Origin of the sequence: Streptomyces sp. NPDC007856 (genome assembly GCF_042868225.1) — a bacterium.
Classification (GTDB): domain Bacteria; phylum Actinomycetota; class Actinomycetes; order Streptomycetales; family Streptomycetaceae; genus Streptomyces.
Map to the genome: position 1 here is coordinate 23,002 of NZ_JBIAEC010000007.1, position 13,388 is coordinate 36,389.

Annotated in this window: 13 protein-coding genes, 1 pseudogene and 1 riboswitch; of the genes and pseudogenes, 3 read left to right on the forward strand and 11 right to left on the reverse strand. The window is 72.2% G+C overall.

Annotation, left to right across the window (positions count from 1 at the left end):
* Positions 1 to 2: 2 nt before the first annotated feature.
* From ACFYOH_RS18105 to ACFYOH_RS18120, 4 genes and pseudogenes are all read right to left on the reverse strand, one after another.
* The gene (locus ACFYOH_RS18105) at positions 3 to 1,043 is read right to left on the reverse strand and encodes a cytochrome d ubiquinol oxidase subunit II (protein WP_388626651.1); all 1,041 of its coding nucleotides are present in this window, start codon (positions 1,041 to 1,043) and stop codon (positions 3 to 5) included.
* Entirely contained in the window at positions 1,040 to 2,467 is a 1,428-nt protein-coding gene (locus ACFYOH_RS18110; RefSeq protein WP_388626653.1) for a cytochrome ubiquinol oxidase subunit I, read from the reverse strand. The genes ACFYOH_RS18105 and ACFYOH_RS18110 overlap by 4 nt, the downstream gene beginning before the upstream one ends.
* 35 nt (positions 2,468 to 2,502) lie before the next feature.
* Positions 2,503 to 3,342 carry an SDR family oxidoreductase gene (locus ACFYOH_RS18115; protein WP_388626654.1) on the reverse strand — a complete coding sequence of 280 codons (840 nt, stop codon included), beginning with the start codon at positions 3,340 to 3,342 and terminating at the stop codon, positions 2,503 to 2,505.
* Between the two features lie 163 nt (positions 3,343 to 3,505).
* Positions 3,506 to 4,222: pseudogene (locus ACFYOH_RS18120) on the reverse strand (GMC oxidoreductase); the annotation flags it as partial.
* A 220-nt stretch (positions 4,223 to 4,442) separates the two neighbouring features.
* On the opposite strand from ACFYOH_RS18120, the gene ACFYOH_RS18125 reads away from it, so the two are divergent.
* A complete protein-coding gene (locus tag ACFYOH_RS18125) occupies positions 4,443 to 5,030 on the forward strand; it encodes a histidine phosphatase family protein (RefSeq protein ID WP_388627183.1) in 588 nt (195 codons plus the stop codon).
* 63 nt (positions 5,031 to 5,093) lie between these two features.
* On the opposite strand, the gene ACFYOH_RS18130 is transcribed toward ACFYOH_RS18125, so the two are convergent.
* Positions 5,094 to 5,846 carry a CbtA family protein gene (locus tag ACFYOH_RS18130; RefSeq protein ID WP_388626655.1) on the reverse strand — a complete coding sequence of 251 codons (753 nt, stop codon included), beginning with the start codon at positions 5,844 to 5,846 and terminating at the stop codon, positions 5,094 to 5,096.
* A gap of 21 nt (positions 5,847 to 5,867) precedes the next feature.
* Positions 5,868 to 6,089, reverse strand: coding sequence for a CbtB-domain containing protein (locus ACFYOH_RS18135; RefSeq protein WP_191875862.1), 222 nt, complete (start codon positions 6,087 to 6,089; stop codon positions 5,868 to 5,870).
* Positions 6,090 to 6,124: 35 nt separating this feature from the next.
* Positions 6,125 to 6,263: riboswitch (cobalamin riboswitch) on the reverse strand.
* Positions 6,264 to 6,526: 263 nt separating this feature from the next.
* On the opposite strand from ACFYOH_RS18135, the gene ACFYOH_RS18140 reads away from it, so the two are divergent.
* Positions 6,527 to 7,291, forward strand: a complete 765-nt coding sequence (locus ACFYOH_RS18140) for an alpha/beta hydrolase (RefSeq protein ID WP_388626658.1) — start codon at positions 6,527 to 6,529, stop codon at positions 7,289 to 7,291.
* A gap of 90 nt (positions 7,292 to 7,381) precedes the next feature.
* Here the strand turns inward: ACFYOH_RS18140 and ACFYOH_RS18145 are convergent, their stop codons facing one another.
* Positions 7,382 to 7,651, reverse strand: a complete 270-nt coding sequence (locus ACFYOH_RS18145; RefSeq protein ID WP_388626659.1) for a hypothetical protein — start codon at positions 7,649 to 7,651, stop codon at positions 7,382 to 7,384.
* 272 nt (positions 7,652 to 7,923) lie between these two features.
* Between ACFYOH_RS18145 and ACFYOH_RS18150 the strand changes: the two genes are divergently transcribed.
* A complete protein-coding gene (locus ACFYOH_RS18150; RefSeq protein WP_388626661.1) occupies positions 7,924 to 8,790 on the forward strand; it encodes a GNAT family N-acetyltransferase in 867 nt (288 codons plus the stop codon).
* On the opposite strand, the gene ACFYOH_RS18155 is transcribed toward ACFYOH_RS18150, so the two are convergent.
* From ACFYOH_RS18155 to ACFYOH_RS18170, 4 genes are all read right to left on the reverse strand, one after another.
* The gene (locus ACFYOH_RS18155) at positions 8,787 to 10,007 is read right to left on the reverse strand and encodes a sensor histidine kinase (protein WP_388626663.1); all 1,221 of its coding nucleotides are present in this window, start codon (positions 10,005 to 10,007) and stop codon (positions 8,787 to 8,789) included. The two genes, ACFYOH_RS18150 and ACFYOH_RS18155, sit on opposite strands and share 4 nt — an antisense overlap.
* A gap of 159 nt (positions 10,008 to 10,166) precedes the next feature.
* Positions 10,167 to 11,903, reverse strand: a complete 1,737-nt coding sequence (locus ACFYOH_RS18160) for a cation acetate symporter (RefSeq protein ID WP_388626665.1) — start codon at positions 11,901 to 11,903, stop codon at positions 10,167 to 10,169.
* A gap of 31 nt (positions 11,904 to 11,934) precedes the next feature.
* On the reverse strand, positions 11,935 to 12,300 hold the full coding sequence (locus tag ACFYOH_RS18165) for a hypothetical protein (protein ID WP_388626667.1): 366 nt from the start codon (positions 12,298 to 12,300) through the stop codon (positions 11,935 to 11,937).
* 124 nt (positions 12,301 to 12,424) lie between these two features.
* Positions 12,425 to 13,240 carry a LytR/AlgR family response regulator transcription factor gene (locus ACFYOH_RS18170; protein WP_388626668.1) on the reverse strand — a complete coding sequence of 272 codons (816 nt, stop codon included), beginning with the start codon at positions 13,238 to 13,240 and terminating at the stop codon, positions 12,425 to 12,427.
* Positions 13,241 to 13,388: the final 148 nt, after the last annotated feature.

The window sequence follows — 13,388 nt, forward strand, 5'->3', positions numbered from 1 at the left end:
GGTCAGACCTCGTCGATGGCGGCGTCGCCGCACAGGTCGGCGTCGGTGAGGCCCTCCAGTTCGCCCTGGGTGTCCAGCCAGTACAGCAGGGCGACCGCGGGGATGACGAGCACGATGGCGACGAGGGTGACGACCGCGAGCCAGCGCAGTGTGGTGTGCGCGCCCGCGCCCTCGGCGACGGTCAGCGAGGTCGGGACGAGGTAGGGGCGCTGCGCCATGCCCCAGGCGATGACGGCCGACGCGACCACGCCGACCGCCGTGACCCGGGACCACGCCGCGGAGGGACGGGTCAGCGACCACACGGTGGCGAGCGTAGCCAGCACGGCCGCGGCGACGAAGAAGAGCCCCACGCCGTGGGTGAGCCCGTGCCACACGTGCGGCGCGTCGCCGTGGGTGACGAACAGGGTGATGACGGCGAGCACCGAAACGGCGCCGAGGGCGGCGAGGGCCCGCCCGCGGAAGTACCGGTCCAGGTCCTCCGCTGCGTAGCGGCGGGCGTCCGCGGCGAGGAAGACCGCGCCGAGCGTCGCCGTGGCCGCGATGGCGAGCAGACCGAACAGCAGGGACGTCGGATTGGCCCAGGCGTCGGTCGACGCCGTCGTCGTGGCGGTCACCCGGCCCGAGGCCACTCCCCCGGCCGCGGCGCCGAGGAAGAACGGCGTCAGCAGTGAGGCGACGGCGAAGACCGCGCCGTACAGGCGCCGGCCGGCCAGCCGTCGGACGGGCTTGCGCAGGGCGAAGCCGGCGCCGCGCAGCACGATGCCGACGGCAGCCAGCGCCAGGGGCAGCCACATCGTGGTGAACACCCGCTGGAAGAGGACGGGGAATCCCGTCCACATGATGACCAGTGCGAAGATCAGCCAGACGTTGTTGACCTCCCAGACGGGCTCCATCGCGTGGTCGATCAGCCGGCGCGGGCGCTTGCCGCGCTCCGCTCCGCCCGCGGTCAGGTCCCAGAAGCCGGCTCCGTAGTCCGTTCCTCCGCCGCAGGCGTAGGCGGCGATCGCGAGCAGCAGGACAACGGCGACGGCTCCGGCGATCACAGTCGGCTCCCGGCGGGGCGCGGCCCGTACGGCGTGTCCGTCTCCGGTGTCTCCTCGGGCGGCCGCGGTCCGCCCGGCGGGTCGGCGAGCCGCCAGCGGGCGCGCATCTTCAGCAGCACCGCGAGGAACGACCCGAAGACGAAGACGTACACGAGCACGACCAGACCGAACATGATCCACAGACTGGTGGAGCGCGTGGCCGTCACCGCTTCGGCGACCCGCATGTTCTGGTACACGATCCACGGCTGGCGGCCCACCTCGGTGGTGATCCAGCCGCACTCGACGGCGACGACGGAGGCGAGGCCGGCCACGGCCGCGCCCCGGAAGAACCAGGGGCTCGCGGGCATCCGGCGGCGCAGCAGCCACATCGCCGCGTACCAGAGGGCGAGCAGCACCAGCAGGGAGCCGATCCCGGCCATGATGTCGAAGGCCCAGTGGGCGATGGTGGCCTGAGTGGCCGTCGGCCGGTCATGGGCGGACACCGAGGTCAGTCCGGTGACCTTGGTGTACGCGTGGAATCCGGCGAGGATGGAGTCGAGCTGCGGGATCCGGATGCCGCCGGAGATGCTGCCGTCCGGATGCAGCCGGCCGAAGAGGTACTCCGGCTGGTGTGTGTCGGTCTTCCAGACGATCTCCATGGCGGCGAACTTCACCGGCTGCTTGTGGAAGACCTGCCGGGCGATGGAGTCGCCGAGCACGAACTGCGCGGGTGTGCACACGGCGGCGAGCGTGAAGGGGATCGTGAAACCCAGCCGGTGGTAGCGGTCCCGGCGGCCGCGCAGCCATCCGACGGCGTAGACACCGGCCACGACATAGCCCGCCGTCATGAACATCGCCATGACGAAGTGCCAGTACTGCGGGCCGAACATGGGGGTGAAGACCGCCTTCCAGATCCTCACGTCGACCGGGTCGCCGGCGGCGTCGAGGGTGAAGCCCCGCGGGGTGTTCATCCACGAGTTGGCGGCCAGGATGCCGAAGGCGCCGAGCAGGGCCACGAGGGGCAGGGGGAGTCCGAGCAGGAAGTGGGTCCGGGAGGGAAGCCTCCGCCAGCCGTGGAGGTAGATGGCGAGGAGCACGGCCTCCAGGAAGAACGCCCAGGCCTCGACGCCGAACCCGATGCCGAAGACATCGCCCCACCGGCCCATCATGCCCGGCCACAGCAGCCCGAACTCGAAGGACAGCACGGTGCCGGTGACGACACCGATCGCGAACTGGACCGCCATGACGGCCGACCACCGGCGTGCCAGCAGCAGGGCGGTGGCGTCGTCACGGCGCAGACCGTAGCCATGGGTGATGAGTGTGATCAGTGGCAGCGCCACGCCGAGGGGTACCAGGACGATGTGCGAGGCCAGGGTGAAGGCCATCATCGATCGGGCCGGCAGCGTTTGCGCCGGCGCGTCCGCCAGCAGCAGGACCGTGTGCATATGAGCTGTCTCCGGAGGCCGACACGGGTGGTGGGTCAGCCGCCGGTGGCGAAGCCCGGGAAGAGCGTCATCCCGCCGTCGACGTACAGGGTGGTGCCGACGACGTAGTCCATCAGGTCGGACGCGAGGCCGACGACGGCGTGGGCGATGTCCTCGGGGTCGCCGATCCGCCTGTAGGGGATCAGCCGCATGAGGTCCTGTTGCGCCTCGGGGGTCTCCCAGGCGCTGCGGTTGATGGGGGTCTTGATGGCTCCGGGCGCGACCGCGTTGACCCGGATCCGTTTCGGGGCGAGTTCCTGGGCCAGGGTCGCCATCATCATCTGCACGCCGCCCTTGGACGACGCGTAGTTGACGTGACCGCTCCAGGGGATGATCTGGTGGACCGAGCTCATGCAGATGATCTTCCCGGCGGCACTCGACACTTCGGGGACCACCCCGCGGCGCAGGAACTCCTTGGTCGCCTCGCGGGCACAGAGGAACTGCCCGGTGAGGTTGACGTCCAGGACCTTCTGCCACTGGGCGAGGGTCATCTCCGTGACCGGCGCGTCCCGCTGCAGTCCGGCGTTGGCGACCAGGATGTCGATCGTGCCGAACTCCCGGACCATGCGGTCCATCATGGCGACGACCTGCTGCTCGTCTGACACGTCCGCCTCGTAGGCGGCCGCGCGGACCCCGAAGCCGGTGATCTCCTCGACCACCTTCTCGGCGTCCTCCCGGCCGGCCACGTAGTTCACCACGACATCGGCACCCGCCCGGCCCAGGGCGATGGCCGTCGCCCTGCCGATTCCGGAGTTCGCGCCGGTCACCAGTGCCTTCTGTCCCCGCAGCAGGTGGGCGGGGACCACGCCCTGGGGTGCGCCCTCGGTGGAACTCACGATGTCCTGCTCCTCCACTGCGTGCCCATGTCCGCCGGGTCCGTCGCCCGGAGGTCCAGGCATCACCGAAGCACCGCGCAGGGGCGGCGGCATCCCGGCGTGGACCGTCTTGCGCTGCCCGGCTGAGCATCTTCGCCCGGTCGGCTCCCTGCGCCGTGGCGGGTCAGCCCAGCCGCTCCAGCAAGTGGTCGCCCACGCGAAGGGCGTTCGCGATGGCCGTCAGGGACGGATTGACCGCGCCGATGCTCGGGAAGAAGCTCGTGTCGACGACGTAGAGATTGTCCAGGTCATGGGCCTTGCAGTGGACGTCCAGGGCCGAGGACGCCGGGTCGGTGCCGAAACGCACGGTGCCTGCCTGGTGTGCGGTGGCGCCGATCGGCATGCCCTTGTGCAGGTAGATGCTGCGGGACAGCAGTCGGTGCTCATGCATGCCCAGATGGCCGAGGATGTGCTGCAGTTTGTGCCGCAGGCGCGTCAGGCCGGCGATGTTGTTCCCCTCGTCCAGCGTGAGCCGGATCCGGCCGTCGCCTTCCAGGGTCACCCGGTTGTCCGGCTGCGGCAGGTCCTCTCCGCACAGCCAGAAGTCGACGGCGTGATGGGCCAGGACCTCGAACTGCATGTCCGGTACCACCGATCCGGCCCAGCGGGGCGCCTCGCCGTGGATCTGCTCGGCGTCCGACTTGCCGAGCATCTGGATCCCGCCGAGCGGATAGTCCCAGTCGTCCGCGCCCAGGTACCAGTCGTGCAGGGCGAGGGTCTTCTGGAACTGGGTGTCGTTGGGTTCCTTCGAAACGGCCATCAGCGCGAGGTTGTTGTGGCGCATGTAGTGCCGGCCCACGACGCCCGAGCTGTTCGCCAGTCCGTTCGGATGCCGGTCGTCCCGGTGAGCAGGGTCGCGACCGCGGCGGGAAGGACGCGGCCGAGCAGCCGGCGCCGGTCGATGGAGGGAACGGGAAATATCACGTGCCGCCACCTGTTCTTCCGGGGGAACCGAACGCCCCATGATCGCCAGTCCGCGCGGTGCGCCACACATCCCCGGTTGATCCGCTCATCAGCCGGATCTTGTGCGTCGTTCGCCCATGCTGGTACCTCTGAACCACGTGACCAGCCGAGTTCTTCTCCTGTCCCCCGCCATGAGCGCGTCACTGCGGCAGGCCCGCTTCGACGACGGCGGCTCGATCGACTGCAGCGCAGCGGCACGTGCCCGCTCGGCGGCCGCAGCCCTGCCCTCCGCGGCCCGTGTCCTCGCCTCCCCCGGCGTGCGCTGCCGGGAGACGGCCGCGGCACTGGGCCTCGACGGCGTGCCGGAACCGGAGTTGGCGGGTCTCGACGTGGGCCGCTGGCGCGGGCGCACCCTGGAAGAGGTGGGGGCCGCCGAGCCGGAGGCGGTGGGCCGCTGGCTCTCCGATCCCGAGTGCGCACCGCACGGGGGTGAGTCCGTGCGGGATCTGTGCCGGCGGGTCGCGCGGTGGCTGGCCGGCGCACAGGACCTGACGGGTCGTACGCTCGCCGTGGTCGAGCCGGAGGTGGTGCGGGCGGCGGTCGTCGACGCACTGGACCTGCCCGCAGCGCTCTTCTGGCGCCTCGACGTGCTGCCGCTGACCCTGACCGAACTCAGCGGCCGGGCCGGGCGGTGGAATCTGCGTCTGGGGTGTCCGCTTGGCACGCCGACGCCGGAGGCTGACTAGGCAGGAGGGACGGCAAGGGCCCGGCGGACGGTTCCGCCGGGCCCCTCTGTCGTACGCGAGGAGTCAGTGCGCGGCCGGAACCGCTCGCCGCTTCGCGGCCGTCGCCGGCTTGGGGTTCAGCAGCCGTTCGGCCAACTCACCGAAGACCAGGCCGAATCCGGCCCACAGGGCGGTCTGGATCGCCAGTGCCGAGAGCCGGAAGCGCCACAGCAGGGTGGCCGGGAAGCCCTTGGGCACCTCGTTGACGACGGGCAGGAACTGGTACGCCAGGCCGATCACGACGGTGAACGCGACCACCGCGGCCACCGTGGCCCACCAGGTGCCCAGGCGCGGCGCGAGCCTTTTGCCCAGGAGGGTGGCGGCGACCGCGAGCAGGACACCGAGCAGCATCATCAGGAAGTACAGGGTGGTCCGCTTGCCGATGGTGTCAGGGTTGCCGACCGACGGCGGGTTGGCCGGGTACTTCAGGAACGGCACGACGTACACGGCGAGCAGCGCGCAGCCCGACAGCAGCAGTGCCGTGGCGCGCGGGCCGAAGCGCCCCACGCGGCCGAGGGCGAAGCTGAAGGCGAGCGCGGCGATGCCGCCGAAGGCGACCCCGTAGACGAGGACACCGGTGGCGAGGCCGGCGGTCGACTGCAGGGAGCGGGAGACGGTCTCCATCTCGTGCTCGTGGGAGTGGGCCTGCTCGAAGCTGATCGCCGTGTCGACGTTCGGCTCACCGAGCACGTAGGCCACGACCAGGGCGAGCACGCCGGCCGCGAGGCCGGCGAGCATGCCCCGCACGAGAAGGTTCCGTACGGTTGCGGAGTTCATGGGCGCGCGGTGTTCGTCGCGTCAGTGGCAGGGGAAGCCCAGCAGGTGGCGGGCGTCGTGCACCCACTCGTGGACGTCCGTGCCGTTGAACACGGAGGTGGCGCCCTGCTCGGCGCCGACGAAGTAGAGCAGGACCAGCATGAGGATGCCGAAGAAGACCGCCCAGGGAGCAATCGCCTTCAGCGGCAGCTTGGCGGGAACGACGGGGGTGGTGGCTGTCGGCTGGGCGACGGTCTGCGCCATGGCAGGACCTCCTCTGGGAGTTCGCGTCCCATCTCGGTGGTGCACAGGACGACGACCACGGGTCTGACTCACGAGCCCCTCGCGGGTCCCGCATACAGTGGCGCGACCGTGCCGGATTCCCACCGGCTTCCGTTTCGCCGTCGTCGATATCGGACCGACCGTACCGCGCCACGCGCGCATGGCCAAGACCGCCTCCCCGCCAAGTGATCTTCCTCTCCACCAGGTGTGTCCGCGCGCCACGCACGTGGCGGGAAAAAGGTTGGGCGGGCTGATCATCGGTCTGGTAGCTTGCGGTTGCCCGTGATCAAGGCCGAGGAGGTGAGACCCATGAAGGCTGTATTCGTGTGGGTGCTCCCCCTCGTCGTCACGGTCGGGCGATCGACGTAGGTGTCGCCGGGAGCGCCTCGACACCAGGCACTCCCGAAAGGCAACATGCCATGACATCTTTGAAGTTCATCGCCGAGTCGTCCGTCAACGGCATGATCGAACGCGACTTCACCGTGGGCGAGGTCCCCGGTGTCCTCTGGTCCCCCGCCTCCGGCGCGGACCGTGCGCCCCTGGTCCTGATGGGCCATGGCGGCGGCAACCACAAGAAGCATCCGGCAATGGCCGGTCGTGCCCAACTCCTGGTGAACGGCTGCGGCTTCCATGTCGCGGTCATCGACGCGCCCGGTCACGGCGACCGGCCGCGCACGGCACATGACGAGCAGGAGATCGCCGAGCTGTTCCGGGCGAGGGCGGCGGGCGAGCCGGAGGGCCCGATCGTCGTCCGCTACAACGCCCACCTGGCGGAGCTCGCCGTGCCCGAGTGGCAGGCGACCCTGGACGCCCTCCAGGAGCTTCCGGAAATCGGCGCCGACGGGCCGGTCGGCTACTTCGGCATCAACATGGGCACCGCCATCGGCGTGCCGCTGGTGGCGGTCGAACCCAGGATCACCGCCGCGGTCTTCGGTCAGCACTGGCCCGACGTCCTGGCGGAGAAGGCCAAGCAGATCACCGTCCCGATCGAGTACGACATGCAGTGGGACGACGAACACATCCCGCGCGAGGCCAGTCTGGCGCTGTTCGACGCCTTCGCCTCGACGGAGAAGACCCTGCACGCCAACGCGGGCAGACACAAGGAGCTGCCCCGGTTCGAGGCCGCCAGCGCGGTCCGGTTCTTCGCCCGGCATCTCGGCCGAACGGCCCCCGTGCCGGCCTGACATGAGCGGTGGCGGCGCCCGGCCTGCCGGTCGGGTGCCGTTGCCGTGCCCCTGGGTCGGGGCTGTGCGTCCATGCGCGGCCCCGAGCCGTCAGGCCGTGCGAGTGACCGCGTCGGTGAGCAGCGTTTCGACTTTCCGGGCGACCCGGTCGAGGGGCAGCATGCTGCGCTGGGCGCGGCACCTGACGATGGCGCCCTCGACGGACGCCACGACGACGGAAGCGAGAACGGGCGCCCGGCAGCCGGGATCGGCGCCGTGCGCCGCGAGCGCCTCGGTCAGCAGCCGCTGCCAGTCCTCGAACACTCCGGCGGCGACCCGGGCCGGCGGGATCTCCTCGGCCGGCGGTTCGTCGACGGACACGGCCGGCACGGGGCAGCCGGCCCGGAACTCGCTGTCGACGACGACGCCGCGCCACAGGCCAGAAGGGCGCGGGTCCGGCGACCGGATGGGCTCCGGCCGCGTGGACCCCGCCCGTGTCGTCTCCCACGTCTTCGATCGGAGCAACTCCCCGAGGCCGTGCCCGAGAAACGCCTCAAGCCCGTCTTGGTCCGCGCCGACGGCTGAGCACATCCCGACCGCCCCGGCCGAAAACCGGGTGCGGACTGTCGGCGCCTTGGTGTGGGATCGGGCGTATGGCGATCGTGCTGGGCATGCCGGGAGTCGATGGGCTGAGCGAAGCTGTGGGTGTGCTGCGGGAGTGGCAGTACGACGAGGCGCCGATGCAACTGCATCCGGGCGATCTGGGCTGGTTCTGGCGGTTCGGCGCGGAGGCGACGGCCGCGGCGGTCCGGACCTGGCGCCGGGACGGACGGATTCTCGCCATCGGGCTGCTGGACGGTCGCGATCTGCTGCGGCTGACGACGGCACCGGACGCCCAGCGGGACGAGGAGCTGGCGCAGCGGCTGGTCGAGGACGTGACCGAGCCGGAGCGCGGCGTACTGCCGGCCGGGAGGGTGTACGTCGAGGCGCCCACGGGCGCACTGGTCCAGGATCTGCTGTTCGAGGACGGCTGGGACGGGGACGAGCCGTGGACGCCGCTGCGCCGCGATCTCACGGCGCCGGTGCCCGATCCGGGCGTGCGGATCGCGGTGGTCGGACCGGAACAGGTCCACGCGCGGACCGCCGTACACCGGGCCGCGTTCGACAGGTCGACGTTCACGGACCAGCGCTGGCACGCGATGGCGGCCGCATTGCCGTACGCCGACGCCCGGTGTCTGGTCGCGTACGACGATCTGGGCAACGCGGTGGCGGCGGTGACGGTGTGGTCGGCCGGCCCGGGCAGGCCCGGGTTGCTCGAGCCGATGGGCGTGGACGGGGAGCACCGCGGTCACGGCTACGGCCGGGCGATCTGTGTCGCGGCGGCCGCCGCACTCCGGGAGCTGGGCTCGTCGAGCGCGGTCGTCTGCACCCCGAGCGCCAATGCCGGCGCCGTCGCCACCTACAAGTCAGCCGGCTTCCAGCAGCTCCCTGAGAGACGGGACCGCCGCCGGGACGCCTAGGCCGTGAACCCTCCTTCAGCCTCGGGCTGTGCGGGCCGGGCCTGGATGCCGGGGCGGAATTTCGGGACGCGGAGGGTGATCTTCGTGCCCGCTCCGAGGCCGGTCTCGATGACGAGGCCGTGGTCGTCGCCGTAGACCTGGCGCAGCCGCCGGTCGACGTTGTTCAGGCCGATGCCGGCGGCGGGTCCTGCCGTGCCGCGCAGGATGGCGCGCAGGCGTTCCGGTTCCATGCCGATGCCGTCGTCCTCGATGACGACCCGGGCCTCGGTGCCCTCGTCCTCGGCGATGATCGTGACGCCGATGCGCTCCACGGACCCCTCCAGACCGTGTTTGAGGGCGTTCTCGACGAGCGGCTGCAGGCAGAGGAAGGGCAGTGTCACGGGCAGCACCTCGGGGGCGATGCGCAGGGTGACCGTGAGTCGGCGGCCGAAGCGGGCACGGGCGAGTTCCAGGTACTGCTCGATGGAGCGCAACTCCTCGGCGAGGGTGGTGAAGTCGCCGCCGCGGCGGAAGGAGTAGCGGGTGAAGTCGGCGAATTCCTGCAGGAGTTCCCGGGCGCGCTCGGGGTCGGTGCGGACGAAGGAGGCGATGCTCGCGAGGGAGTTGTAGATGAAGTGCGGGGAGATCTGGGCGCGCAGGGCCCGGACCTCGGCCTCGTGGGCGCTGGTGCGGGCCCGGTCGAGCCCGGCGAGTTCGAGTTCGAGGGAGAGCCGGCGGACCGCTTCCTCGCCGGCGCGGACGAGAGCGGTGGACTCGCCGGCGGCGAGCAGGACGAGGGCGCCGGGGGTGCCGCCGTCGGCGGGGAGCGGCACCAGGGCGCCCCAGCGGACGGGGCAGCCGGTGTCGTCGCAGGGCAGCGGGAAGGTCCGGGCGCGGGACGGGTGGGCGAGCTGCGCCGTCACCTCCGCCCGGTGGTGTTCGGCGGCGCCGTCCCAGGCGAGCACGCCGGTGTCGTCTGTGAGGGCGAGGGCGGGGGTGCCGAGCAGGGCGCGCAGTCTGCGGACCGTCTTTCGAGCCGTGTCCGGGGTGAGCCCGGCGCGCAGGGGGGCCGCGGCGAGCGCGGCGGTGTGCAGGACGTGGGCCAGGGCGCGCGACGCCCCCTCGCTGTCGGGCGAGTGCTCCTGCTGCCGGCGCGCCGCCCCGTGCCCGAGGGCGGCACCGAGCACGAACAGCGCGAACGCGGCGAGAGCGAGCGCCGCGGTGCCGAGGACGGTCATGGGCGACGGGGGTTCAGGGCGGCGGGGTGGGTGGTGGAGTGCCGGAGGGCGCCGCCGAGCGCCGCGCACCTGCCGGAACGCCCGACTCGCACTGCGGGACGGCCGGTGCGCCCCATGGCGTCCTGGTCTCTGTCGCTGGTCTGCACAACGGCTCCTCGGTCAGGTCGTCGCCGGTTCGGGGCGGGAGGGGGCCGGGGGTTCGGGGAGGTGGAGGCGGGCCATGGTCGAGGCGGTGCCGGGTGGGACGCGGCTGCGGGTGGCCAGGGAGATCAGGACCATGGTGGCGAAGCCCACGGGGACGGACCACACCGCGGGCCACGCCAGCAGGGTGTGCGGCCAGCCGGAGCGGGCGCGGCCGAAGATGGTGGCCGTCACCGCGGTGAACGCCGAGCCGCCGCCGAGGACGAGCCCGGCGATCGCGCCCGGCGGGGTCAGGCCGCGCCACCAGATGCCGAGGACGAGCAGCGGGCAGAAGGAGGAAGCGGAGACGGCGAAGGCGAGTCCGACCGCGTCCGCCACGGGCAGATCGCTCACCATCGCCGCGGCGGCGGTCGGCACCGCGATCGCGGGCAGCGTGGCGAGGCGGAAGTGGCGGACGCCGAGCGTGGGCAGCACGTCCTGGGCGAGGACGCCCGCGACGGACATGGTGAGCCCGGACGCCGTGGAGAGGAACGCCGCGCAGGCGCCCCCGGCGACGAGGGCGCCGAGCAGGTCTCCGCCGACCCCGCCGAGCAGCCGCTGCGGCAGGACGAGGACCGCGGCGTCGGTGTCGCCGGTCAGGAGCAGATCGGGGGCGTACAGGCGGCCGAGCATGCCGTACACGGGGATGAGGAGATAGAACCCGCCGAGCAGGGCGAGCACGCTGACGGTGGTGCGGCGGGCGGCGCGGCCGTCGGGGTTGGTGTAGAAGCGGACGACGACGTGCGGCAGGCCCATGGTGCCGAGGAAGGTGGCGAGGATCAGCCCGTAGGTCGCGTACAGGCCGTGCTGTTCGCGGTCCGAGGACAGCGGCTCGGCCCAACTGGAGGGCGCGGCACGGTCGGCGGCCCGGTCCGGCAGGGGGACGCGGGCGCCGGCCGGGAAGCGCAGGGCGGTCCCCGCGCCGATCCGGTGCCGGCCCTCGCCGAGCCGCAGCGAAGCCCCGCGCGGCGCACGGCCGTCGACGGTGCCGGACGCGGTCACCCGGACCGGCTCGCGCACGGTGAGGGTGAGTGGCCGGTCGACGCGCACCTCGGTGGAGCGGTGGAAGACGGGCCGGTCGTCCCAGGCGGGTGCCGGGGCGTGATCGCCGTGCCAGGCGAGCAGCAGGAACACCACGGGCACCAGCAGGGCGGTGAGTTTCAGCCAGTACTGGAAGGCCTGGACGAAGGTGATGCTGCGCATCCCGCCCGCGGCGACGGCCGCGGTCACCACGGCGGCGACGACCAGACCGCCGAGCCAGCCGGGCGCTCCCGTGAGCAGCCGCAGGGTGAGACCGGCGCCGCGCAGTTGGGGCAGCAGATACAGCCAGCCGATGCCGACGACCAGCACACCGGCGATCCGGCGCACCGCCCGGGACTCCAGCCGGGCCTCGGCGAAGTCGGGCAGGGTGTAGGCGCCGGAGCGGCGCAGCGGGGCGGCGACGAAGGCCAGCAGGACCAGGAACCCGGCGGTGTAGCCGATGGGGAACCACAGCATGTCGACGCCCTGGGCGAGGACGAGTCCGGCGACGCCGAGGAACGAGGCGGCTGACAGGTACTCGCCGCTGACCGCGCAGGCGTTCAGGCGGGGGGCGACGGTGCGCGAGGCGACGTAGAAGTCGGAGGTGGTACGGGAGATGCGCAGGCCGAGCGCGCCGACGAGGACCGTGGCGAGGATCACCGCGGTCACGCCCACGATGCCGTACGTCTGGTTCACCGGCCGGTCCCGGCGGGAAGTCGACGCATGGTCAGGGGTGTTCCGCGGGAGCGGCGGCGGCCGGGGCGGTCTCGTTGCGCTCGGCGCGGCGGACGTACCAGGCGCCGATGGCCAGCAGGGCGGGGTACGGCGCCACGCCCAGGAGGAGCCAGACGGCGAGGGGGACGCGGGGTGCGGCGTCGGCGAACGGCAGGACGCGCAGGAGCACGGGAAGCAGGCCGAGCAGGAGAGCGAGAAGGGCCATCGCGGCGAGGGCGGCCCGCAACTGATGGCGCATCAATCGCCGTAGCCGTTCCTCCGAGTGCGGCGAGGGGTCCGGGCGCGGGGCGGTCGTACCGGCGCAAGGGCGCGGCCGTCCGGTGACCACCTCTCTGCGAGGGACGGATTCCGCACCCATGACGCACTCCCGACGCAGCGGTGATCACCTTGTGCTGCGGCGAGTGTACGCAGCGGGACCCCGCCGAGACAGCGGGTGGACGAGAATCGCCACAGGTCCGTCACCCGGCAACCGCCTCCCTTGCTCAACGGGCCCTGCCCGCCGCGTGTTTGGCGAGAAGGTCCCGTAGCTCCCGGGCGTTGCGCCGGCTCACGGCGAGCACGCGGTCGCCGATCCGTACGGTCACGTTGCCGCCGTCCAGGCGAAGTTCCTCGATGCGGCCGAGGGCGACGAGCCGGCTGCGGTGGATGCGCACGAAACCGCGTGCGCGCCACTGTTCCTCCAGGGTGGACAGCGCGACGCGGACCAGGTGGCTGCCGTGCGGGGTGTGCAGTCGCGCGTAGTCGCCCTGGGCCTCGACATAGGTGATGTCGGCGATGGGCACGAACCGGGTCACCCCGCCCAGTTCGACGGGGACCTGATCACCGAAGGCGGGTGCCTGCTCGGGCGCGGTCGTGGCGGGAGCGGCGGCCGGCCGGGGGCCCTGCCCGGCCCGTACCAGTTCGGCGACCCGGCGTACGGCCTCGGCGAAGCGTTCCTTGCGGAGGGGCTTGAGCAGGTAGTCGACGGCCTTGAGGTCGAAGGCGCGGACCGCGAAGTCGTCGTGGGCGGTGACGAAGACGATCAGTGGCGGCGCGGCGAACCCGCCCAGCAGACGGGCCAGTTCCAGGCCGTCGAGGCCCGGCATGTTGATGTCCAGGAAGACGACGTCGACGGCTTCCTCGCCGTCCGGCCCGTCCGCCAGGGCCCGGCCGAGCCGGCGCAACGCCTCGGTGGGTCCCGCCGCGGGCACCACGGTGCCGACCCGGGGATCGCGCTCCAGGTGGTACAGCAGTTCCTCCAGCGCGGGCTCCTCGTCGTCCACCGCCAGCACACGCAGGGGAGCGTCGCTCGCGCTCATCTCCGCCGTCTCCTTCCCGCTCCAACCGCTTACCGGTGCATGGTGGTCCGCCGGGCCGTCCGCGTCGAGATCGCGCACGCCTGTGTACAGCGGGCGCCGCCGGGCGAGGATCCCGAAGTCCGGGGAAACGAGCGACCCGAGGAGGACC